Annotated in this window: 15 protein-coding genes; 14 read left to right on the top strand and 1 reads right to left on the bottom strand. The window is 44.0% G+C overall.

What is annotated here, in order from left to right; genetic code table 11:
• Positions 1-124: 124 nt before the first annotated feature.
• The 6 genes from ACUN27_RS27840 to ACUN27_RS27815 all read left to right on the top strand — a co-directional run bounded on the left by ACUN27_RS27840 (position 125) and on the right by ACUN27_RS27815 (position 13752).
• Positions 125-1171: an S-layer homology domain-containing protein gene (locus ACUN27_RS27840; protein ID WP_445559962.1), complete on the top strand. Its 1047-nt coding sequence runs from the start codon at positions 125-127 to the stop codon at positions 1169-1171.
• A 363-nt stretch (positions 1172-1534) separates the two neighbouring features.
• Complete coding sequence (locus tag ACUN27_RS27835; RefSeq protein ID WP_445559961.1) at positions 1535-8188, top strand: PKD domain-containing protein; 6654 nt, start codon at positions 1535-1537, stop codon at positions 8186-8188.
• A gap of 115 nt (positions 8189-8303) precedes the next feature.
• Entirely contained in the window at positions 8304-9104 is an 801-nt protein-coding gene (locus ACUN27_RS27830) for a Cof-type HAD-IIB family hydrolase (protein WP_445559960.1), read from the top strand.
• A 114-nt stretch (positions 9105-9218) separates the two neighbouring features.
• Positions 9219-10931 carry a hypothetical protein gene (locus ACUN27_RS27825; protein WP_445559959.1) on the top strand — a complete coding sequence of 571 codons (1713 nt, stop codon included), beginning with the start codon at positions 9219-9221 and terminating at the stop codon, positions 10929-10931.
• Between the two features lie 3 nt (positions 10932-10934).
• Positions 10935-12374, top strand: a complete 1440-nt coding sequence (locus tag ACUN27_RS27820) for a tetratricopeptide repeat-containing glycosyltransferase family 2 protein (RefSeq protein WP_445559958.1) — start codon at positions 10935-10937, stop codon at positions 12372-12374.
• Positions 12375-12675: 301 nt separating this feature from the next.
• Entirely contained in the window at positions 12676-13752 is a 1077-nt protein-coding gene (locus ACUN27_RS27815; RefSeq protein ID WP_315954320.1) for a hypothetical protein, read from the top strand.
• Between the two features lie 67 nt (positions 13753-13819).
• On the opposite strand, the gene ACUN27_RS27810 is transcribed toward ACUN27_RS27815, so the two are convergent.
• The gene (locus ACUN27_RS27810) at positions 13820-14449 is read right to left on the bottom strand and encodes a nitroreductase family protein (protein ID WP_445559957.1); all 630 of its coding nucleotides are present in this window, start codon (positions 14447-14449) and stop codon (positions 13820-13822) included.
• A 176-nt stretch (positions 14450-14625) separates the two neighbouring features.
• On the opposite strand from ACUN27_RS27810, the gene ACUN27_RS27805 reads away from it, so the two are divergent.
• The 8 genes from ACUN27_RS27805 to ACUN27_RS27770 all read left to right on the top strand — a co-directional run bounded on the left by ACUN27_RS27805 (position 14626) and on the right by ACUN27_RS27770 (position 23576).
• On the top strand, positions 14626-14907 hold the full coding sequence (locus ACUN27_RS27805; RefSeq protein WP_246239435.1) for a hypothetical protein: 282 nt from the start codon (positions 14626-14628) through the stop codon (positions 14905-14907).
• A 62-nt stretch (positions 14908-14969) separates the two neighbouring features.
• The gene (queD, locus tag ACUN27_RS27800) at positions 14970-15443 is read left to right on the top strand and encodes a 6-carboxytetrahydropterin synthase QueD (RefSeq protein ID WP_315954135.1); all 474 of its coding nucleotides are present in this window, start codon (positions 14970-14972) and stop codon (positions 15441-15443) included.
• Positions 15443-16123: a 7-carboxy-7-deazaguanine synthase QueE gene (locus ACUN27_RS27795; protein ID WP_445559956.1), complete on the top strand. Its 681-nt coding sequence runs from the start codon at positions 15443-15445 to the stop codon at positions 16121-16123. Before queD ends, ACUN27_RS27795 begins: the two co-directional genes overlap by 1 nt.
• Positions 16124-16235: 112 nt before the next feature.
• Positions 16236-16934, top strand: a complete 699-nt coding sequence (queC, locus tag ACUN27_RS27790; protein ID WP_315954319.1) for a 7-cyano-7-deazaguanine synthase QueC — start codon at positions 16236-16238, stop codon at positions 16932-16934.
• Between the two features lie 35 nt (positions 16935-16969).
• Complete coding sequence (locus ACUN27_RS27785; RefSeq protein WP_315954133.1) at positions 16970-17647, top strand: response regulator transcription factor; 678 nt, start codon at positions 16970-16972, stop codon at positions 17645-17647.
• Positions 17644-19038 (top strand): HAMP domain-containing sensor histidine kinase, encoded by a 1395-nt coding sequence (locus ACUN27_RS27780; RefSeq protein ID WP_315954132.1) that lies wholly within the window; start codon positions 17644-17646, stop codon positions 19036-19038. Before ACUN27_RS27785 ends, ACUN27_RS27780 begins: the two co-directional genes overlap by 4 nt.
• 113 nt (positions 19039-19151) lie before the next feature.
• The gene (locus tag ACUN27_RS27775; RefSeq protein WP_315954131.1) at positions 19152-22265 is read left to right on the top strand and encodes an efflux RND transporter permease subunit; all 3114 of its coding nucleotides are present in this window, start codon (positions 19152-19154) and stop codon (positions 22263-22265) included.
• Positions 22266-22277: 12 nt separating this feature from the next.
• Entirely contained in the window at positions 22278-23576 is a 1299-nt protein-coding gene (locus tag ACUN27_RS27770) for an efflux RND transporter periplasmic adaptor subunit (RefSeq protein WP_326061740.1), read from the top strand.
• The last annotated feature ends 19 nt before the right edge of the window (positions 23577-23595 follow it).

The following is a 23595-nucleotide window of genomic DNA, read 5'->3' as shown; positions in this document are numbered from 1 at the left end:
TGCGGAAGAACCGCCCATGTCATCGTTGAGTTTCGTTCATTGCGATGGCAGGGTGGTTTTTTATGTTTTTTTAGGCGTTTGTTACCAAAATTGTATCCTGTTAGTCAGGAAAGAGGGGTTATTTATGAGAAAAAGATATTCTGTATTAGGAATGACAGTACTTTGCGCAATAACCATTGGCTTTGATGTCATGAATTCTTCTGCACAGAGCCCCACGCTATTCAAAGACACATACCAGCATTGGGCTGAATCTTCTATTCAAAATGCCGTTCAAAAGAAGTACGTTGACGGTTACGAAGAGGGCACTTTTAAACCTGATGTCCCGATCAGTCGTGCTGAATTTATCAAAATGTTAGCAATGGCCATGGGGGAGAAGGTCAATAAAATTGAGGGGGATGGGTGGTTTCAGCCCTATGTGGATCGTTTGAAGTCGAAGGGAATTATTCCTGCTGAGTTTCCAGAACGGTATAACGAACCGCTGCAAAGGTTTGAGATGTCTATTTTGAGTGTGCGAAGTGTCGATAAGACATTGAAAGGATCTATGGTTGATTCTACGAAAATGGGGCTAATTCATGGTGTAAGTAGGACTGACTTGGACGTGTATGGGACTAGTACGCGTGCTCAGGCGATTACGATTATTGAGCGGATACTTGCAGCCAAGAACGGGGAGAAACTGCAGGTTGATAAGTACGCGGCGAGTGCGGCTGAGATTGCTGCAACTGGGAGTAATGTGGGGACTATGTTGGGTTTGAAGGCGAGAGAAGTAGGGACTGAGTGGCCTTACGGCACTGGTGTGACAGTGAAGTTGAACCAATTGATCATTGCAGATCCATCGGATGTTGATGATCCTTATATGAAATTGATTAAGATGAGCACTTTCGATAACCAACTAGATAAGTCGGAAAATGTTGTTGTTCTTGCTAATTTTACAATCAATGCAGATGAGTCATCGGTTGGAAAAAATTCTGATTTCCATTCATATCAAATTTTAACACTTTTGGACAAAACAGATGAGTTACTATTAGCAGAGCAAATGTTAAAACGTTGGATTCAATTTGATATCCCTCAAGTTCAAACCGGATTTGTTGCCTATACGGGAAAGAAAAGCTATTTATTTAAAACAATGGAGTTTAATATATTAGGGAAACAAATAATTGTAGGCGCTAAATAATGGAGGTGGTTCAATCTGCCGCGCTATCTCGCAAAGATTATTCTCTTTTTTATACTTTTTGATATAATAATGCCTTTTGTTGGATCAAGGATCACAAATGCTTCAAGCACTAAAAAGCTTTTCTATGATTACGAAGCAGGTACATTTAAAGAAGCTATTGTTGACATACAGTATTCTGCATCACTTAATAAAAGCTTTACTAAAGATATAAGTTCGCTTATTTCTGGTACTATTAATAGCGTAACATTAAACAATAATGGCATTGATAATCCATCATCAATCTCTTTTATCGGAAGTACTATTATTGTTAATAGCCTAAGTGGTATTAAAAAGACGGTATATGGTAAATCTGAAACTTATCCAATGCATCAGTTATACCGTCAACCTGCTGGGCAAATCTGGGAGCACAAAGGACGCAAAACAATTGCAATCGAGTTTGATGGCAGCTCGGGAAGCCCGAAGTCACCATATCCCGGACTTATCCCCTTAACGGGAAGAAAACGATATACGGACATTTTATTTAACTACTCAGTCGTCAATTCCTATGGCCCTGATTTGAGATATTCATACAATTCACCGATGTATTATAATGATGCTCAAACTTTTTCTACAGGTCATCAGGCTAGTGGTGATAAGGTGAAAGACTACGGTAAAGAAGGTTACGCAGTAACTACGGCTTACGAGGTTAACCGTCCCAATTATTGGTTTGAATCTGAGGATACTGCAACCATCGCTAACACAGGAGCAATTATTTCAGACGGCGACAAACTCGTACAAAACTCCATCGAGATCTACGATGCCCAGAAGTATAAATCCTCCTATGGCGCTATTCCTTTATCAGTCGGTCAAGGAACATTAGCAGGGCAAGGTATGATTCGTACAATGATGTTGCTGGATGGTTCAGTTCCTGAAGAGCAAATGGAAGAATACCCAGATCCTGACGGCTCGGGAGGCCTATCTCGTAACTACCACATGTACGCCATAGGCCTATGGAAAGGAGAAACCTACAAATACCAAACCTACATCGAAGTCACCTACACCCCACCAAACAAACCCGATCTAGCCGCTATATCAATCGATGCCGGCAGTTGTGTCCTCTCGGGTGCAAGCACGAGCCTCACCATTAAGTTCAAAAACGCTGGTGTGTCCATCCCGAATGGCAGCACATTCAAAATGACAGTAGCTGCTGACGGCGCTGTGTTCAAGACTTTTACCTACACGGCAGGACTTCCGCCAGGTGAGAGCATAAACGAGATAGTCCCCTACACCTTCAATAGTACAAAGAGCATTACGTTAGCGGTAGATACTAATGACGATATCTCAGAAACCTCTTCCACGAATAATACGCTTTCCCAGATTATTACTCCACAAGCTAGCTGTGCGCCTAAAGGCGGTAGCTATTCCGGAAAAACCTCGGCAGACAAGCCTACAATTACATGGAAAGATTCTAATATGATAAAAGCGGATTGGACAATTCCGTCCAGTTGTACACCGGTTAGAGGACGTTTTATTTTATCCCAAGCAACGGGGGAAAACGTTCAATATGGTTGGAGTACACTGGGCAGTACATCAGTGAACGATATGTCTATTTTTGCTTATGGGATGATGGGTTTCATAGGCTATCCTGGCAACATGCAAAGTGGGCAGGTGGATATTTCTTACCAGCTTGAGGATAGTTGTGGAGGAACTTCTTATTTTTATGAGGGGAAATTTACGCTAGGTCCTAAGCCTCCAAATAAACCGCCACAGTTCGAAATCGGATGGTTTCCGGACAATGATTATTACACTCGCACATCCCTGTCAGAAGCGGTAGTTGGAGACAAACTGAATGTACGATTGCTGCCAGAAATTGCGCCGAACCATTATGATCCTGATGATGATTTTGTTTCTTTTGAATGGTTGTTTGCAAACAGCTCAAGTCCTTGGATTAAAAGTTTTCCTTCTATGGGCTATTTAAAAGGAGAGGATAAACTGACATGGCTAACGGCATCAACAGCCGGAGATCATACAATTTCGGCAAAAATGTGCGATGACAAAGGAGCATGTACGCAGAAGGAAGCGACAATAACAATCATGCGTCCGGAACCAGTTCCATGCATTAATGTTCCAAATCGCGTCGTGCAAAATCGACCTCTTCCCCCTAATGCCATCAACGGCGCTTGCAGCCGACCAGCTAAGAACAGGACAATTACAGAGTATTTTTGGACGAATAATCTTTCGGTTTATCCAAATGTCGGTATGGAAACCGTTACTCTCGAAGTCAAAGACAACTATGGTGTACGAAGTCTACCAGAAAATAAAGCGATCAAAAACATTAATGTCGTCGAGGATAAACCTCCTGTTGCGGTCATTAACCTCCCGCTTTTCGCGGTTCGTGGGAACATTCCATTTCGGGATATTTCATTTAGCCCTGATGGGGATATCATTGTTGAAACTACGATTAACTATGTCTATGACAGTAATAATGATGGGATTTTTAATGATCATATGCCATTCAATTTACCTATTGCAGTTGGTGGAACAGCACAGCTGCCGGCTGCGAAGATAGGGAAGTATAAGCTTACCGTTAAAACCAAGGAGGATTGGGGGTTAACGGATACGAAATCTTTTGTGATTGATATCAAAAATGACTCGCCTGAGGTCGTATTCACGGTAACTAGTGCAAATCCCGAACCTCCTTTGTTTCAAACCGTATCTGAGAACGAATTGCTAATGGCATTTGGGGACCAATGGGAAGGTTCTACACTTACAAATGCGAACTTACATAAAACAAAAGATATTGGTTTCACGTACAACCCTATTACGAAAGGATTTACTTCACATTTTAGTAAGTCGCCCTATAAAGCGCCTGCCAGCTCTTTGATTTTTACTAACGCTGCAGCGACTGTTGGACTTGACGTGGGAAGCAGCTTTAGCATGCCACCTTTGTATGACACTCAATATTTAGGCAAAAAAAGCGGAGTAGCCGTTCGCGGTGCAATCCCCTACACGGTGCAAAAGGTTGATTGGCAAGGTAGTCCGATTGGTCAACCTACAACGACCCAACTCAGTGGTATTGATCCGCCGACAGCAAGCAATACAGGCAATTATTTAACATTTGACGCCAAAGGAGGCAGCTATAGTTTATCCTGCAAATATTATTTTGAAAACTACTCAAGTGATGACGATGTTTATCATTGGTGGTGCGACTATACGAGGAAAAATGCATCTGGTCAAGTTTCGTGGGTGAAAAGCTTCGAGAGTAACAGTCCTTCGGTTGCCGGCTTTTTTGCTCTGCCAACACAGCCTAATCACATTGGCAATGCAACTAACATGGAGATTAATGATGATGGCACGAAAATAAAAATACCTTATGTACTTTTTAATCCTAATTACTGCTCTTATTGTGGTGGCGGTGATCTTTCACGTTGGTATGATGTGGAAACAGGTTTTGAAGTACCTTCGGTAACAATTACAAGGCCAAATTCAGGAGATGGGGCTGTATATGAAGATTCCGAAGTAACCGTTTATGTGCATCAGGATTATAAGAGTACTTATAGTAATTCCAGCTATTCAAATAGTGGCAGTAACTCAGCTTACAGAGGGATTTACACGAATTATCTGACTTCGTATAACAAACAAACGGGTGTTACGAAGCGAGTAGATATAAGTACGGTCAATCGAGACGATAGCAGCCAATCCCGGGATGGAAGTGTTATTAGAGGAGAAGGCTCAGATCGTACAACAAGCTCGATCGTGCAAGTAAAATGGGATGTTTCTGAAGATGGCTATGTGTACATCGTAGATGGGTTTAATAAAATAACAGTCGCTGATAAATTTGCCACAAAAGTTGCAGACTTCACGACGGCAAATTTACGTCCCAAGGATTACTCAAGCAATGAACAATACTTATATGAAAATAGGCAGTTTACGATTACATCATCAGGATTCGGGGCTGACGGTGAATACTATCTACAGCTCCAGGAACGATATCACAAGCTCCGAAGGTATAATTTTGTATGGGAATCTTGCGGCAGCTGCAGTGTTGGCAGTTACGTCTCAAGTTATGACGAAGATTCATCAGGTTCGTTTAATAAGTATTATTTCTACACGATAAAGGGGGCGGTTGCCAGTCCCAAATTGTATGCATCTTCTGAGGTCGGCCAAGTTCTAAAGAAAGACACGGATATAAGCGATGCGGACTACTCCTTTGACTTGATGCAAACGAATTTGAATTACAGCTTGAATTCACCGTCAGGGTTTATTTTCAGGGCGCAGAACAATAGGAATATGTATAGGCTGGAATTGACATCAAATTGGATTTCTCTTAGCAAAATAGTGAACGGGGAACGTACAGTCCTGCGAAGCAGCCCTATTAGTCTGAGTACGACAGATTTTGTAAACCTCAAAGTTTCAGTTAGAGGGTCGAAATTTAAGGTTAGATTAGGTCAGCTTCCCGTTTTTGAAGCATCGGACTCTACTTTCACTTCAGGGACTTATGGAGCATTTATCGGTGGCTTTGGTTCTCATTTACGTAACGTTTATGTGAAAATACCTATTGTTGATAACACGATAATAAGCGATATAGGAATAGCTGGGGAAGAATTGACGTACGGTACAACTTATGAGGACCCAGAGAACGATCCGCATCTGATTGTCAAAGACAAATGGAAATATGAGCACTTAGATTCAACTAAATTTTTGGTTGCTGGCGATGGAAAAAGCGGCTTGTCCAGCTATCATGGCCAGACATTAATGGGTGCCCCAATGAAAATACTTGATAAAGTTGGTATCTATAGACTCTCGTATATTGGCGTTGATGATCCCGCACCACTAGGTTATACATATCCTAATCTAACTTTTGCCGATTACGTCTCGGAGTCGGATCCTTATTCAAGAAATGTTTTGATTCATCGCAAACCAATTGGTAAGATTTCCTGCAGTCAAGATTTGTATTATAAAGTGACATGCGATGACTCACAAAGCTATGATCCGGATCGATGGTTAAGTTCCACAAATTACTCTACAGAAGCTACAGGAATGAACTATGTCTTAACAAAAGGGGTCCTTGATCGTAGATATGAATACATTCTTCCAGATGGCACTACAGTTCCGGGGCTTATCGATCGTGTCAAAGAAGTCGGGTTATATACGTTCAGGGTAGCTGTAAAAGATGAGTACAACGCTTGGTCAGACTGGGCAGAGGCGTATATTTGGTTAAACGCTCCGCCTGCCAACCATGCTCCTTTTGTAGATATAACCAACCCTGTCAGCGATGACTTTAATCTTCCATCAGGGGCAGCATCATCAAACCCGCTGTTTGCTTGGAATGCTGTTGATTACGATGCGGATAGTTACATTGTAAAGTCTGAAATCGACGTTCAATATTACTACTACGATTATTATAGTAATCCGCAATATCGATGGGTAAATCAGTTTACTCCAACTCTTATTCAGAATAGTCATCTAAAAAGCGAAGGAGCGACGGTTGGTTTAAGCTACATTGCTCCAATGACTTTACAGGATAATAGAGTTTATAAGGTGAGAATACGTGTACAGGATGAAAAAGGGATGTGGTCGCTGTGGACGGAGAAATACTTTAGCAAGGGATACCCGCCATCTGCTGTATTAACCTTTCCCGATGGAACACACGCTACACCTACTCCGATAACAAGTGGCTTGCTCATACCCTCTTGGAATCAATCAGATCCAGACGTTCCAACGCAATATAAAAGTTTCCAGTATCGAATCCTTGATGATAATGGCAATCAGGTCACTTACCAAGATAATGGGGTAACGAATGAAGCCATTCAAGGAGGCAGCTACGCTCATTTGTGCAGCTATAATAGTAATTCGGGTGCATGGCGAAGTTGCAAGTACGAAACGACAAGCAGCTCATGGACGGTTCATCCAATCGAACAATTCGACCTGTCTGTGCTTGAAGGCCAATCAGGCCCATTTCAAGTTCAGGTTCGTGTAAATGACGGCAGGTACTGGTCCGAATGGTCCAATTCCGGATGGTTCACTTTGAACAGACCTCCCTCCGTGACGATGACAGTACCTAATGGGACGCAGGTTGCGCCTACGATATACGCTGAACTTCGACCTACGTTTCAATGGACACAAACGGATCCAGATCCCGGAACAACTTTCACTTACTTTCAGCTGCTAATTACAAATGAGGCTAATGACGTAATGGTTCTGGATTCTGGACAGTTTTACCAAGGTGCAGCTTCAAATGTGGGAAGTTGGCAAGTCAATTGTGATCTCCCTTCTGCGCAGAAACTGCGCGTCATAGTAAGAGTATTCGATGGCATTTTTTGGTCTGATTATTCAGCGCCAACTTGGTTTTATATCAATCGGGCTCCTGTAGCTCAGTTTGACTGGACTCCTAAGCCGGTCTGGGAAGGCGATGTGGTTCAAAGCATAAATTCCTCTTATGATCCTGATGGGGATTCACTGAGCTATGCATGGAAATTGGAGCAGCCCAATGGGACGGAGGTTCTCTTTTCCTCACCAACATTTAACTACAAGTTCCTAATTCCCGGTGTTTATAAAGTGACACTTACTGTGTCAGATGGACGGCTCTCGAACTCGATTGTCAAAATGATGACAGCGGCTCCATTGACGATTCACTCGAATGTGACTTACACGAACAATTGGCTGCTTTTACATGAGAAAAGCGGTCACCAAACAGTGGCAGCGCCGAAGGATTTTTACTCCGGTGAAATTTTTGTAGTATCTAGTCAAAGCTCGCCGGCACCTGCTGACGAAGTTACGGCATGGATAGATACAACAGGGTTAGACGGTAAATTGCTCTATGTACCCGAGCGTTTAAGTCCGGCAGGGGATGCGACATCTTTTTGGGGTGAAATCTTCGATGCAAAATTTCAGTCATTCTCGGAGGGATTACCTGAAGGTCTGCAAACGATTCATTTTCGAATACGATATCGCAATGGCGTGATAAAAACAGAAAATATTCACGTAAATATTATCGGCAATGTCAATAAATCCGTAGGTGTTCATAGGGTTCAATAAATTCTAAGAAGCAGTTATCTGCGGATAGCTGCTTTTTGTATGAAACGGTGAATCCCAAGCTGTCCTATGATACAATTATCGATAAAAAGGCTATGACTAAGGGAGCGAGAAAACCTTGAACTATCGATTAATTGCATTGGATGTTGACGGAACGCTTTTGAATGACGATCATGAATTAACCGAGCAGACGATTGAAACGATCCAGGAAGTGCATGATCAAGGGGCACATATCGTCTTATGTACAGGAAGAGCTCCTGACAGCACGTTGCCTATTCTGCAGCAACTTGGACTAGAAGGAACGATGATTACGCATAACGGAGCGGCGACGGTTCACGCAGACGAACGAGGCAAATCATTAGTGAATGAGTTTTCTTTTACGCTGCCGGAAATTGCCCCCATGTTGGATTACGTAAGGAGAGAGGGCATTCATTTCGATGTTTGCACATCATTTAATATGTACATTGAGCGAATTGGCGAATACGAAAAAGAGATGTATACCAAGTTTCTGGTTAGTCCCAAACTCGTAACGGATGTATCTGAACTAGGGTTGCCGATAGTGAAATTTACACTATTTAGTAACCCGGAGATGCTGGATCGAGTTCAACAGGAATGGGATGAGCAGCAGTTGTATGGTCATTTGCGAATGATTCGGAGTGGCGATTTATTCATAGATGTGATGAGCGCCAAGGCGAATAAAGGAAACGCGTTGAAGGCTTTAGCCGCAACCTTAGAGATCGATCCGAGCGAAATTATGGCTATTGGCAACTATTATAACGATTTGGAAATGATGGCATTTGCCGGACTTGGTATCGCGGTAGAAAATTCACCGGACGGGGTGAAGGAAGCCGCGGATGCGGTAACCGCATCGAACAATGATGAAGGTGTGCATAAAGCCCTAGTTAAATATTGTTTATAAGTTAAATTTCCTATAAAATCCTCGATTTTTGGGGATTTTTGTCGTTTCGGGGGTTCTTCCTATTACCAGGCTATGGTAGAATGAGGGAAATAACTAGACGACGGTGGTGTCATTATGGGGAAAGAACAGAATAGTTTTAGTAGAAAAAAGAAACTGGTAGGGGCCATTGCCAGTTCGGCGTTGATTGCTGTGCCATTCCTGACGGTGCCTGTTGCGGCGAATGTGGAGACGGAAATTCCAATTTTAAACCACGATAAGCTGCAGACGATTGTTATTCCTGAGGGCGGGAAAAAATATATTAATTTACACACGCTCTACTATGCGGGCAGGGAATTCCAAATTAATAATACATCCACGCTGGCAACTGTAAACCAAAGTTTACTACGTTACGGCATTTTAGAAATAAACGCGAACCCGCTAGTAGCAAATTCTCCAACAGGACTCGCCACATTTACGGTAACGGTAACCCCTTATGAGAGTGAGGCGACTTTCGACGACACCTTTAATGTAATCATCGTTCCAAGCTCCGGAAGCGGGACTAGTTCAAATTTTAATATTAAAAATGTTGTTTCCGTGCTGCAGAATTTCTCATCTCAGTATTCAGAAAAGTCAAAGATTGAAGAGCTGATGGAACATATTGATCTTGCCTCACCAACAATCAAGAAAGATGATCCACATAGTCAACCGGGGAATTTAATGCCCGTACCAAAAATGAATGTGATGCCGTTTGAGGCTTTTTCTGGTGTCGATGTGGATGTTAATTCTTATGGTGAAAGTCCGCTATCTTTTGATATTCATCAGTTTTTTGAGGATCCTGACGATGAGTCGAATGAGTTCAATGAGAATTCATATTTAAATGTTGTTTTCCCAACTTCAGGGAACGAATACATACGGGTCAATAATACGGAGTATGGCCAATCTCTGACTCCACTTAAAGCATCGAGTGAACCCGTGTATCTCCCTGTAGTCGTTTATGACAATGAGGGTGGTGTTGTTTCAGGGACAGTTCCCATTCTTGTACAGCCTTCAGAACGATTTGATTTAGAGGAACGTGCTTCTATCACCCTGGATATGCGCAATTATTTCAATAACGTAGACGACAGTTCCTATATTGATATGGAAATTATGAATGTTAGCGAGGGATTTGGTAGTATACCCAGCATAAACGGAACTCATGTTACGTTATCACCGCTTAATGGTATCTATAAATTTAAACATATGAAGGCAGATAGCGAGCAAGAATCCATCTGTTTTGTAGTTAAAGAGAATTACGATCTTTATGAAAATGAATTATCCAAGAGTTTTTTATATGAAAACAGCACCTTAGAGTTTGACTTAAATCAAATGTTTCCGCAAGAGGCGGGGGCTTCTGTTCAATATTCCGTGTATCATGAGAATCCTTCAGTTACTTCGATTACATATGGAATTGATTTGACTGAAGGAAACAAGTTGTATTTTACGGCGGACGCACATGCTGCAGATGGTGTCATGTATGAAGAAGAACAAGAACCTAATAATTTCACGATTATTGCCAAAGATTTAGTAAATCATCATACCTATGTTGACCGAATCAATATTGCTCCGCGGAACCGAGATGACTCACACTATACTATATTTCCAGACAAATTATTTGATTGGCAGAGTGAAGGTGAAGATGTAACAGTTTCATCAACAAATTCTGATTTGCATTTCACCATTCAACATGGATGCGGCGTATATGTTCAAGGTGTCAATTTGCCTGCAAATACAAGCACGACGGTTATCCTCACCTTAGAGAATGGGAAAGTTGTATATAAAATCCCCTATACATCATATGGACCAGCCTAATTGATGATGAAAAAAATGGAACCATCCGTCAGCGAACTTTTAAAACAGAAGAACTACAAAGAAGCGGAGCTCGCAGCCAAAGAGCGCATTCGGGCTAATTCATTAGAAGCGCAAAACTGGGTATATCTTGGGGAAGCTCTCATGCATCAAGGTTATGGGAGCACAGCGACCAAAGCGTTTTATCGTGCTTGGCTGCTCGATCCTGAAGCGACTTGGGTAGTGCCGGTAATCGATGCACTCAAAGAAATCCCTGCTGGTGATGAAAGGGTAGATATTGAGGGACTTCTCCATGTAAGAAAAGTAACGGTGTCTGCCGGAATAATCACCTACAACATGGAAAGCACGATTGAGCGTTGTTTGGATTCACTGCAAGGGGCTGTTGATGAGATTATTCTTATTGATTGCTCTACGGACAGGACAGCTGAAATTGCTTCGCAATATCCGAATGTCACGATTGTTCCTTTTGTTTGGGTGGATGATTTTGCCGCCGCGAGAAATGAAGGTCTTCGACACATGAATTCGGATTGGGTATTTTGGATGGATGCGGATGAGCATTTGGTTAAAGAAGATGTGAAAGCTATACGAGAAGCTGCTGGTCTTTATCACAAAACGGCAATTCCCGCCATATTATGTTTATGGCAAATCAACTCCATTCAAAATCACATTAAACATAATTTTTCACAAGCTCGCTTATTCCCTTTAGGAAAAGGCCTTAAGTATTGGGGACGGGTTCATGAACAGGTGGGCACACAATCCGGTGTCTATAATCTCGAAGCACAACGTTTTAAGGTAAAAATAAGAGTGCTGCATGATGGATATGAACCATCGGTCATGAAGAACAAGCAGAAAATCGAACGAAACCTGAAGTTACTGTATCGAATGGTCCAGGAGGAGCCTGATAATCCCGCGGCTTGGTTTTATCTAGGACGTGATCTGCTCGGGGCAGGCAAAGAACTGGAAGCCATAGAAGCGCTTCTTGAGGCGGAACGCAGAGCATTATCTCAACCTCTTTTTGGCAGGCTGCTTGATGTGTATAAATATCTGATGGAAATAAGTTATCATCGGAAAGAATGGGAACATGCTCTGATGTACGGTGCGAAGGCTTTAAGCCATCATCCCGACTTCCCGGATGCCCATTACATGATTGCTCAAATTCGTATGAAGCAAGCGGATCAGCTGTATACCGAAGCAGAAGCAGGGATGAGAAGAGCGAGAGAAGCCTTTCACTCTTTCCGTCATATGGTTTCGCCCGAACATGAAATAGGAGAATGGAAGGTCGATCTAGCCCTTGCAGAAATCGCGCAAAGAGCTGGAAAACCATCCACCGCCAAGGCGATATATAAGCAAACCTTGAAGCAGCATCCACGAACGGCAGGCTTAATAAGCAAAAAACTCGCGGCTATTGATACCGAACGGAAACGTTTAAATCAACAAAGCGAATAAAAAAAGGATGTTCCCCATCATGAAGATGAAGGGACAGCCTTTTTTAATTAATCAAGAATTAAAGCACAAATGCGCTAGTAATGATAACCAGCAAAATGAAAAGAACTAAAATAGCACCTACGTTATTGTATCCAGCAGACATGTCAGAATCCCTCCCTTTTGACTCTATAGGATAGCATATGAAGTAAAGGACAGAAGTGTATAGACGTTTATCCTGTATACTCATATTTTGGACGATATTGGGACAATCTACAGAAGAATTATTAGATCTGTAGAGGAGGCGAAGAAAGTCGTGGCCGATATGATGCTTAGACCCGACCTGAAAACAGCAGGCGGAGAAGTCTGCGATATTATGTACAATGGGGAGTTTGTCGGTACGTTAACGCTAGTCTACAGGGAATCGGATCGACTTAAAGGCTCGATTCATCTGGAGCGGCAGTCCATTGCACAAGAGGACAAAGAACGTGTATATGAATTTGTCCAGTCGTATATTCAGAATGTCATTGATTCACTGGCTATTACGGAGTGCGAAGTAGTAGTCAGCTATAGTGATTATGATTTTGTGATCGCGACCGACCACGCCATTGGGCCAGTGATGGAGGAAAGCGATAACCGCACAAATCATTACTATTTGGATGATGATGACGCTGATTATGAATGGGTGAACGATGATGAAACCAGATTTGATGATATCGAGGGAACGAACGGGCCCGAAAGTTTGCACATGATTGAGCAGCGCAGGCAGCAACTGGGGTACGAGCTCGTCAATGTTGGAGAGTATAGAAATCGTGTGGAATATCATGTATACGATAAAGAATCGGAACTGGTTGCTGAAGTTATCACGCATGTGTATGGTTCAGATGTGATTGGGGAAGTCACCTGGCAATTTGATCCTTTTGATGAAGAAATGGATACGGTGACGGAACTGGTTGTAGCCGATTATGATGAAGATGAAACGGATACGTTCATTTTCAATATGATTTTTGATGGTGAAACGATTGACACTATAGAGCTGACTCACATAGATTTATTGGAGCTTGTGGATGACATTAGGGAAGAATCGTTAATTCCGCCGAATCCAGAGGATTATACGATTATTTTGGCCAGGGATGACGGGGATACGTTGACGTATGAGATTTATCAGCAATCGTATGGCGGTCTTCCCATCGGGACGGCAACGATCGACATTAGCTCCCGGCAGTTAACCGGTTTTATTGACTTCAGGGAGCCGGGGGATTCCGATGATCGCGAGCTGATTGCGGCTTTGTTGTTGGAAGAGCTGGATAAGGAAAAAGAGTACGAAACCTTCAATGTGTCCATGTTGTATCGGAATAAATTGATCGATGAAATTTGGTTCGAGACCGATCAATTGCATTGATCCTGGAGAAAAAGAAAAGGCATGAACCTCCCATTTTGCTAGGAGAGCCATGCCTTTTTTTATTGAATTAGAATGTGTTGGAAACGGTGATTTGATCCAAGGATAAACGGCCGGATGGACGAGCAGGGGTAGCCGCCAAACCAACGCTGATTAGCATAACAGGTACGTAACGAGCAGGAACGTTGAATGCTTCAACGAATTTCGCCGCGTCGTATCCGCCCATCGGGCAAGTGTCATAACCCATTGCTTTAGCAGCAATCATAAGCTGCATAGCGGCAAGGGAAGCATTGCGAATCGCTTCGTCACGAGCAACTTGCGGGTATTGATAAACATTTTCGATTTGAGCAACAAGTGTGTCTTTCACTTCTTTCGGCAAATGACCAGCTTCAACGGCAGGACCGAAAACAAGCTCAGCATTTTTGTTTGCTTCAAGATCACCTAGAACAGCGATAACTACGGAGCTTTCTACGACTTGCTTTTGACCGTATGCAATTGGAAGCAATTTCTCTTTTTGCGCTTGATCGTCAATAACAACCAGCTTCCAGTGCTGAAGGTTCCATGCGGATGGAGCTTGAGAAGTAGAAATAAGAAGCTGCTCAAGATCAGCCTTCGGCATTTGGTGTCCTGCTTGGTATTGCTTAACGGAATGACGTTCTTCCAAAACTTTCAAAACAGCGGATTGTACTTGTGTGCTCATTGAAATGCCTCCAAAAATAATTATTGTAAAATTATTAAAAATATATTAAAAGTTGTAACTCAAAAACAACAATTTACTGTAATCATAAATGTTATAGTTAGAGTTGTCAAGAGGTCTTCCGTGTTGTCGGAAAATGTTGGATAATGGAAGGAAGAAAGGGGTTGTCCCTCTTGAAAATGACGCAAAAAGAGTTGAGCCACCTTGTATTTCTATCGGAAGTTGTCCTGACAGGCAAGAAAAAAAGCCTCATGGAAGAAACGCTGCAATGCCTGCTCTATATCGTAAAATCATTGGAAGAGGTTGATCTTCCGGAGACGGTGATCGATCAAATCGAGTGCTTGATGGCAACGATTGAATCGGATTTGCGTGATGAAAACGAGCGGATGCAGGAAATCAGGGGTCACTTGGATTGGACGCAGAAGCGAAGGCGGAATCCGCCAGATGTTGATAGATTGTGAGAAATGCTCACTTCATGATATAATGTAGAGTACTGTTTTTTTATAATTAAGAGGTGATAGATATGAGCTATGAAATCCCAAGAGATGTGCAAATGTTGGGACGTGACATCACAGAGAACCAATTGAAATATCATCACAAATCCGTTTTGATTTCTAAGGAATTTACGTTTGACAGTGCGCATCATTTGCATTGTTATGAGGGAAAATGTAAAAATCTGCACGGCCACACCTACAAACTGCAAGTTATTATGCGCGGTAAGGTGGATAGCCGGGGGATCGCAATAGATTTTGGGGATATTAAACGTATTGCAAAAGAACGCGTCATTGATCGCTTGGATCATAAATATTTGAATGAAGTGCTGCCGCCAATGAATACAACGGCAGAAAATATGGTTGTTTGGATGTATGAGGAGATTCATCAGGCGCTTCAGGATGAAAATCTGTATCCAGCCATTAAGCTGGAAGAAATCCGGCTGTGGGAGACGCCGACCTCCTACGCGGCCATCACTCGCTCGATGATGGAGGAGGAAGAGTAATGCGAGATATCCGCATTCCGATGGTCGAGATCTTCGAGACGGTTGAAGGCGAAGGGACCCGTGCCGGGTTCCCAACGGTCTTCGTCCGTCTTTTTGGTTGCAACCTACGCTGCACCTGGTGTGACACCAAGTACAGCTACCCACCCGCGGAAGCGGAGAACGTCATGACCATTGCTGAAATTGTCAGCAAGGTCACTTCGTTCCGCTCCCGGCATATTTGCCTCACCGGCGGCGAGCCGCTCCTGTACGGCGAGAAGTCGCTCGCGTTGATCGACGCGCTCGCCGAGCTGGAGCAGGTCGACGACCTGCACATCGAGACGAACGGCGCGATCGATCTCGCGATGTTTGTGGAGCGTGTTGCCTCGCCGAAGGTGCGATACATTATGGACTTCAAGCTCCCCGACTCCGGCGAGATGGAGCAGATGATTGTCAGCAACTTCGGCTTGCTGCGCGAGCAGGATGAGCTGAAGTTCGTGATCGGCAGCGAGCACGACTTCCGCACCGCGGTGGACGTGCTGGAGAAGTATCCGACGAAGGCGCTGCCGATGTTCAGCCCGGTGTGGGAGACGATGCCGCCGCACAAACTCGTCCAGCATATGCTGGAGGCGGGACTCTCCAAAGTAAAGCTGAATATGCAGCTGCACAAGATCATTTGGGATCCGGTGATGCGCGGCGTTTAGCCGCGCACCAGCCGTGGTATCCCTTTTTTCAGTAGAAACGCGCTCGTCCTAAAAGGACGACGAAGTCATTTATCCTTGCGACAATAAGAAAAAATGAGGTGTCATGATGAGCATGAACAGCGATAAGAAGAAAAGAGCCGTTGTTATTCTAAGCGGAGGCCTGGACAGTACCACTTGCATGGGAATTGCCAAAGAAGCGGGATACGACCTGTATCCGATTTCTTTTGACTATGGACAGCGCCACAAAATTGAAATTGAAAATGCCAAGCAAGTCGCGGAGCACTATGGAGTGAGCCAGCGTCACAAAATCATTAAGCTTGATTTCCTGCGTGATTTTGGCGGCAGCGCCTTAACAGACGATAGCATTGATGTGCCGAACGTCATGAATGGAGAGGCGGAGGAATCCGAAATCCCGGTAACTTACGTGCCTGGACGTAATTTGCTCTTTCTCTCCATCGCAACGTCTTATGCGGAAGTAACAGGTTCCGAGGCGATTTACATAGGCGTGAATGCCCTCGATTACAGCGGTTACCCGGATTGCCGTCCGGAATTTATTCATAAGGTGGAAGAAGTCATTGCCTTGGCAACCAAAGTTGGTGTGGAAGGGAAAGGCATCACGATTGAAACGCCCCTGATTGATTGGACGAAAGCGAAAATCATCGAGGAAGGTTTGAAAATCGGAGTTCCCTACGAGCTGACGACTTCTTGTTACAACGGAAAAGCTGAAGCCTGCGGCGTTTGCGACAGCTGCCGTCTGCGTTTGAAGGGCTTTGAAGAAGCGGGCTCGAAAGATCCGATTCCGTATCTGTAAGTAGTTCAAAAGCTGAATGAAAGGCAGGGCGATTCGTGACCAGAATCATGGTGGTGGATGATGATGCAGACATCAGGGAGCTGATACGCGTCTATTTGGTTGGAGAAGGTTTGACGGTGACGCAAGCGAGCAATGGCGTTGAGGCGCTCAGTATGCTCGAAACGACCCCGGCGGATTTAGTCGTCCTGGATATTATGATGCCCTTGATGGACGGTTGGGAATTATGCCGCGAGCTCAGAGCGCGATACGAAGACTTGCCTCTACTCATGGTAACGGCCAAAAGCGAGTCCGTACATAAGGTGAAAGGGTTCCAGCTTGGCACGGACGATTACCTCGTGAAACCTTTTGACCCTCTGGAACTGGTGATGCGGGTCAAAGCATTACTGAAACGCTATCGTATTAACGCTTCGCAGACAATTGCGGTCGGCAATGTCGTCATTGACCGCACTGCCTTTGAAGTGCGTTTGCCGGATCAACGACTGTCCCTCCCGTTAAAAGAATTTGAATTGCTTTACAAGCTGGCTAGCTATCCGGCTCAAATTTTCACGCGAACACAGTTGATTGAACAGATCTGGGGGATCGATTACGAAGGCGACGACCGGACCGTCGATGTGCATGTCAAAAGGTTGCGGGAGCGCTTCGAGCCGCTGACTGAAGAGTTTCGGATCGCCACGATCCGCGGATTGGGGTACAGACTTGAGGTGAAAGCATGATCAAGTCGCTCTACCTCCGTGTGGTGCTGACTTTCTTGGCTGTTGTGGTCGTGAGTGTGTCTGTAGCCTTTCCGTTGGCAACGTTATTTTTCAGAAGTTTAATAACGAGTGAATTTCAGGATGAAATGCTCACGATAGGCAGTCAGATCGTTAAGCTTAGCGAAGATATGCAAGTGAAGCAGCTGGATACGTTCGTGACGGAGAGCAATCGTTTTAATGAAAATTACATTTTCACGCTTTTCAATGAACAGGGCGATCCGATGACGGCAGTTTCATTAAATAAACACGGAGTCCCCCGGATCAGCGCCTCGGAAGTAGCCTATGTTTTGAACGGCAGCGTATTCAAGAGCTTGGATTATGGTTTGATCAAAGATCCGCTTGGGGATATGAAAGTTGGCATTCCTCTTGTGCTTGATGAGAAGACATTCGCGCTCTTCATTCATCCGAATTTATCTGAAACGACCCGTCGTCAAGTACAGACAGCGATCATTACGGTTCTTGTTATTGTGCTTGTCGTGGGCAGCCTGCTTATTCTCGTTGCTTCGCGATACTTGGTCAATCCGCTGAAGAAATTGACAGTGGCTACACAGCGGCTCGCTCGTGGGAATTTCAACGTGCATGTTGCTGTGAAGCAAAAGGACGAGCTGGGGCAGCTGGCAGACAGTTTCAATCATATGGCTGGCGAGCTGAAGCAGCTTGAGCAGATGCGGCAGGATTTTGTTTCGAATGTATCGCATGAGTTTCAAACTCCGCTTACGTCGATCCGCGGCTTCTCCAAAGCATTGCGAGAGTCCGAAATCGATGAGTCAGAGCGTCTGCGCTACCTGGAAATCATTGAACGGGAAAGCGACCGGTTATCCCGGCTAAGTGATAATTTGTTGAAACTGGCTTCGCTTGAATCTGAGCATCACCCGTTTAACCCGACTACGTTTGACTTGGATGAACAGCTGCGAAGAATCGTTGTTTTCTATGAGCCATTATGGTCTGAGAAACAGCTTGATATGGATTTGTCATTGCCACGAGTGAAAATTTCGGCGGATGCTGATCAATTAAATCAGGTTTGGATGAATTTGATAGGGAATGCGGTCAAATTTACACCTGTTGGCGGGCATATATTTATCAAGCTTGTCCCCTTAAGAGATCGTGTTCAGATTTGGGTTCAGGACAACGGAATCGGCATCTCGGAGGAAGATCAAGGGCGGATTTTCGAGAGGTTCTATAAAGTAGATCAAGCTAGGCAGCGCGATACGGGAAGCGGGCTCGGGCTTGCCATTGTAAGAAAAATTATTGACCTGCACCAAGGCACGATTGAGGTTCGAAGCGAACAAGGAAAAGGGACTCAATTTTTAGTCACTCTTCCAATTTTAACCTATACCTTGAAGAAATCATGAACAGTGAAAGCTTGGAAATTTTATTTCCAGGCTTTTTTTGATGTCTGTTCATATTGGGTTCATATTTGAAATGTATCTTATAGAAACAATCATTAGATGAGGGGAGTAAAGGAATGAATCGACTCACATACTTTTCCATGAAAAATGTTTCGGCATTATTCATTATCATGATCATGCTTTTTGTAGGCGGCTTGTATTCTTCATCGCAGCTTAAAGTAGAGAACATGCCGAACGTTTCTTTCCCGGTAGTTGCTGTAACGACTACGTATACAGGTGCACCAAAGGATGTCATGGATGAAATTACATCACCGATTGAGAAGAAGTTGGCCAATATCGAAGATTTGGATTCGATGCAGTCGACATCAAGTGATAACTTCTCCATGATTATTCTCATGTTCAAACAAAATGTAGACACTGATAAGAAGAAGCAAGCTGTACAGGATATGCTTGCAGAAGTTTCTCTTCCGGCTACGGCTGGAACACCGAAAGCTTCAACTTTCGGCGCGGCTTCCTTCCCTTCCAACTATTTAGTCGCTTATGCCGATAACGGCATTAGCCAAACGGAACTTGATAAATCTTTTAAAGACAAAATCAAGCCAGCTCTTGAAGGAATTAAAGGGATTGACCATATGGACGTAATCGGCGCCAGAGACACCTCGCTGGATATTGAGCTGGATGCCGCCGCGCTTGATGTTTATGGTTTATCGCCAGGCATGGTATCGAATGCGATTAATGCTGCTGCGACGAAAAGTCCGATTGGCAGTGTAGAAATCAGCGGCAATGACAAGATGACGCGTGTAACGGGCAACTTGACCAGCTTATACGATTTGGAGCAGCTGGAAATTACAACGCCAAAAGGTGATATCGTAACGCTGGATCAGGTTGCAAATGTCAAAGCGATTACGGAATCTGACTTCATCGGTCGACTGGATAGCAAGCCGGCGATTGGGATGATTTTGTACAAAGCAGGCAGTGCGAATGCAGTTGATTTCTCTGATGAGATTCAGAAGCAAATTAAAGAGTGGAAAACAACTTTGCCTAACGTTACTTTCAAGAATACGTACGATAGCGCAGACCAAATTAATGAATCAATTTCAGGACTTATACGTGAAGGTATTGTAGGGGCTATTCTGGCATCCTTAATGATTCTGATTTTCCTCCGTAATGTTCGGATGACGCTTATTGTTCTGGTTTCGATTCCGCTTTCCATTTTGATTACTTTGCTACTAATGTCTACCTTAGGTTTAACGCTCAATACGATGACTCTCGGCGGTATTTTTATTGCCGTAGGCCGGGTCGTGGATGACTCGATTGTCGTTATTGAAAATATATATGCCTCCTTGCAGAAAGCACAGGAGCGTAATGAGTCTGTTATTGCTCTGGCAACCAAACAAGTTTCAATGGCAATTACGTCCTCCACACTTGCAACGGTTGGGGTATTCGCACCACTTGCTTTGGTTACGGGCGTTGTCGGCGGATTCTTTAGACCCTTTGCCTTAACAATCGCTTGTGCGTTGCTTTCTTCCTTGATTGTAGCTTTAACGGTTATTCCGATGTTGGCTAAGCTGCTTGTACTTCGCAGTAAACCAAGCAAAGTTCATCATGATGAGTCGGCACCAACGAAGTTAACAACGTTCTATGAGAAAGTATTGACTTGGAGTTTGAAAAACAGAATCAAAACGCTGCTTATTTCAGCGCTGATGCTCGTTGTGACAATGGCCAGTACCATTCCATTCTTGTCCGTGGCCTTCTTGCCTGAATCAAGTGCCGCGACGACAATGTATTTCCAACTGAAATTACCATATTCAACTTCTTTTGAAGCGACGGATGCGAAAACGAAGGAAATCGAAAAAGTCTTGTTAGATACGAAAGATTCAACTGGCGAGCCTGTTTTCAAATTTGTGGAATCCTTAGTCGGTTATGCCGGAAATGACGATGAGCGTACACCGTACGCGTCACAAATTTTCGTTCAAGTGAATGACAAAGTAGATGGTAATCAAGTAAAAGATGAAATGAAGGCTTATATTCTCTCTGAATTGCCAGCCGGATCTGAAGTTGAGCCAAAAGCGATGGAAGGTGACTTCGGCGTTTCATCGACGGACTTTGCCTACACTTTGCAAGGCGATGACCAACTTCAACTGGAGAAAGCAGCTAAAATGGTTAAAGATAAGCTGCAAACTTTCCCAGAGCTTTCTGAGATTGAAGATAACTTAAGTGATGCTAAAACAGAAATAGAGATTGCTGTGGATCAGAATAAAGCAAGAGCCTATGGCTTAAGCTCCTCATCTGTTCGAGATACAGCACGTGCCTGGATTCAAAAGCAAAGTCTGGGAGATATGAAATTTGATAATATCACATATACAACGACGGTTTCGTTAGATAAATCGGACAAAAACACGCTTGAAAAACTGGGCAATATTCCGTTAGCCGGATCAAATGGTTCAACGATTCTGTTGAAGGAAGTAGCCAAAATTAACGAAACGAAGGGCGCTGCATCCCTTGCACGTGAAGATCAGCAGCAGCTTGTCAAAGTATCCGCGAAAATTAATGATTCCAATAAAACCGGCGTAAGTGCTAAGCTTACCGCGGCATTAAAAGATGTTGAATTGCCGGAAGGCGTAACACCGAAAGTGACCGGTGTTTCCGACGACGTTAATGAAAGCTTTGGTCAATTGTTCGTCGCCATGGCTGCTGCGGTTTTCGTAGTTTATCTGATCATGGTTCTAGCTTTTGGAAACGCAAGTGCACCATTCGCTATCTTGTTCTCTCTACCGCTTGCGGTTATCGGTGGGTTGCTCGGACTCGTTATTGCGCACGAGCCACTAACGGTTACATCTATGATTGGTTTCCTTATGCTCATCGGTATCGTCGTCACGAATGCCATCGTATTGATCGACCGTGCGCAGCAGCTGCGCCATGAAGGCTACACGGTTCGCCATGCCTTAATTGAGGCAGGGAAAGTGAGACTTCGTCCGATCATTATGACAGCTGGAGCTACGATTATGGCTTTGGTGCCGCTGGCCTTAGGTATTTCTGCTGAGGGCGGATTGATCGGTAAAGGACTTGGTGTTGTCGTTATCGGTGGTCTGATTACCTCTACTGTTCTAACGCTAGTTGTCGTACCTATTGTGTACGAGTTGATTGAAAGCATTAAGAACCGAATGGGTCGTATGTTCAATCGTAAAAAAAATGACCAAAACACAACCACAAGTACGATAGAGGTATAAGGAGGCACATAGATGATTAACGATAGTTCAAGAAAACGTAAATTTAAATATCGCTCGATGGGCGTAATTGCGCTATTGACCGCAGCTGCGGTCTTAGCGTCCGCCTGTTCCGCGCCAGGAGCCAAGGGGGCTGCGACGGTTTCGTTAGCGCCAAAAGCGGTTAAAACCGAGGCTGTTAAGAAGCAAAAAATTAGCAATCCCATTGAGCAAGTAGCCGATGTAGCGGCAGGAACGACGCTTGATGTTGTTTCAAAAGCAAACGGTGAAGTGCTGAACGTGGTGAAAAAACGCGGAGAGTACGTGGAAAAAGGTGAAGTTCTCTTCGTTATCGATAATAAAGACGCCTTGTCCGCACAACGGAAAAGTGAGCTAGCTTTGAAAAGTGCGCAAGAATCTTTACAGCAAGCACGAGACAACAAAGTGAACAACCGCAAGGATTTGGCGGACAATGTGACAAGATCTCAAACCGCTTTGACTAATGCTCAGCAAGATTATAACAAAACTCGCAATGATTTTGATGCAGGTACAGCGGTTCAACATCAAGTGGATCAAATGAAGCAAGCTTTGGACAGTGCGCAAATGAATTTGGAAGCAGCACAAAGCAAGCTGTCGGCCTTTGACAATTCCGATTCGATCACTTCCGCTCAAACGCAGGCAGAATCTGCCAGCTTAGCCTTAGAGGATGCGACGCGCTCCTTGGAGAATTATGAAGTTAAAGCACCAGGCAGTGGCGTACTAACTGACTTCAACGTGGTCGTTGGACAGACGATCTCCGCGGCAGCCGGTAAGGTCGGTCAAGTTCAGCAAATTGATCCGATTAAAATCAAAACAGAGCTTACCGAAACCAACTACCAGCTTGTCAAAGGGAAACAAGAACTAGTTTACTATAATCCAGATACGCCGGACAAAAAAGGAACAGCAAAAATCAGCTATTTAGCTCCGATTATGAGTGCGGCTACCAAAACATACACGCTTGAGTTGGAAGTGCCAAACAGCGATCACCAACTTCAACCGGGTAGCAGATTTATGGTGCAGCTGACAACGGAAACTGAAGAGCAAGTTGTTGCAATTCCAACGTTAAGCATCATTCGTGAAGAATCAGATACGTTTGTCTTTGTTGAACAAGGCGATCAATATGTAAAACGTAAAGTGAAACTTGGACGTATCAATGGGGAGTTCCAAGAAGTGATTGATGGCGTGAAAGATGGCGAGAAATTAGTCATTTCCGGACAGAACACATTGAAGGACGGACAAAAGGTAGAGAGCGCTAGTGCTTCCCCAGCTGCAAGTGCGACACCGGCAGCGAAATAAACCAGCAGCGAAACTACAC

The organism is Paenibacillus sp. WC2504 (assembly GCF_052682475.1).
The sequence above is the reverse complement of the archived record's forward strand: the minus strand, read 5'-3'. Positions and strand labels throughout refer to the sequence as shown.

Excerpts from the sequence above, each read along its gene's own strand:
- ACUN27_RS27840 (WP_445559962.1), top strand. The coding sequence starts at position 125 with ATGAGAAAAAGATATTCTGTATTAGGAATGACAGTACTTTGCGCAATA.
- ACUN27_RS27835 (WP_445559961.1), top strand. The coding sequence starts at position 1,535 with ATGCATCAGTTATACCGTCAACCTGCTGGGCAAATCTGGGAGCACAAA.
- ACUN27_RS27825 (WP_445559959.1), top strand. The coding sequence starts at position 9,219 with ATGGGGAAAGAACAGAATAGTTTTAGTAGAAAAAAGAAACTGGTAGGG.
- ACUN27_RS27820 (WP_445559958.1), top strand. The coding sequence starts at position 10,935 with ATGATGAAAAAAATGGAACCATCCGTCAGCGAACTTTTAAAACAGAAG.
- ACUN27_RS27815 (WP_315954320.1), top strand. The coding sequence starts at position 12,676 with ATGATGCTTAGACCCGACCTGAAAACAGCAGGCGGAGAAGTCTGCGAT.
- ACUN27_RS27810 (WP_445559957.1), bottom strand. The coding sequence starts at position 14,449 with ATGAGCACACAAGTACAATCCGCTGTTTTGAAAGTTTTGGAAGAACGT.
- ACUN27_RS27805 (WP_246239435.1), top strand. The coding sequence starts at position 14,626 with ATGACGCAAAAAGAGTTGAGCCACCTTGTATTTCTATCGGAAGTTGTC.
- queD (WP_315954135.1), top strand. The coding sequence starts at position 14,970 with ATGAGCTATGAAATCCCAAGAGATGTGCAAATGTTGGGACGTGACATC.
- ACUN27_RS27795 (WP_445559956.1), top strand. The coding sequence starts at position 15,443 with ATGCGAGATATCCGCATTCCGATGGTCGAGATCTTCGAGACGGTTGAA.
- queC (WP_315954319.1), top strand. The coding sequence starts at position 16,236 with ATGAACAGCGATAAGAAGAAAAGAGCCGTTGTTATTCTAAGCGGAGGC.
- ACUN27_RS27780 (WP_315954132.1), top strand. The coding sequence starts at position 17,644 with ATGATCAAGTCGCTCTACCTCCGTGTGGTGCTGACTTTCTTGGCTGTT.
- ACUN27_RS27775 (WP_315954131.1), top strand. The coding sequence starts at position 19,152 with ATGAATCGACTCACATACTTTTCCATGAAAAATGTTTCGGCATTATTC.
- ACUN27_RS27770 (WP_326061740.1), top strand. The coding sequence starts at position 22,278 with ATGATTAACGATAGTTCAAGAAAACGTAAATTTAAATATCGCTCGATG.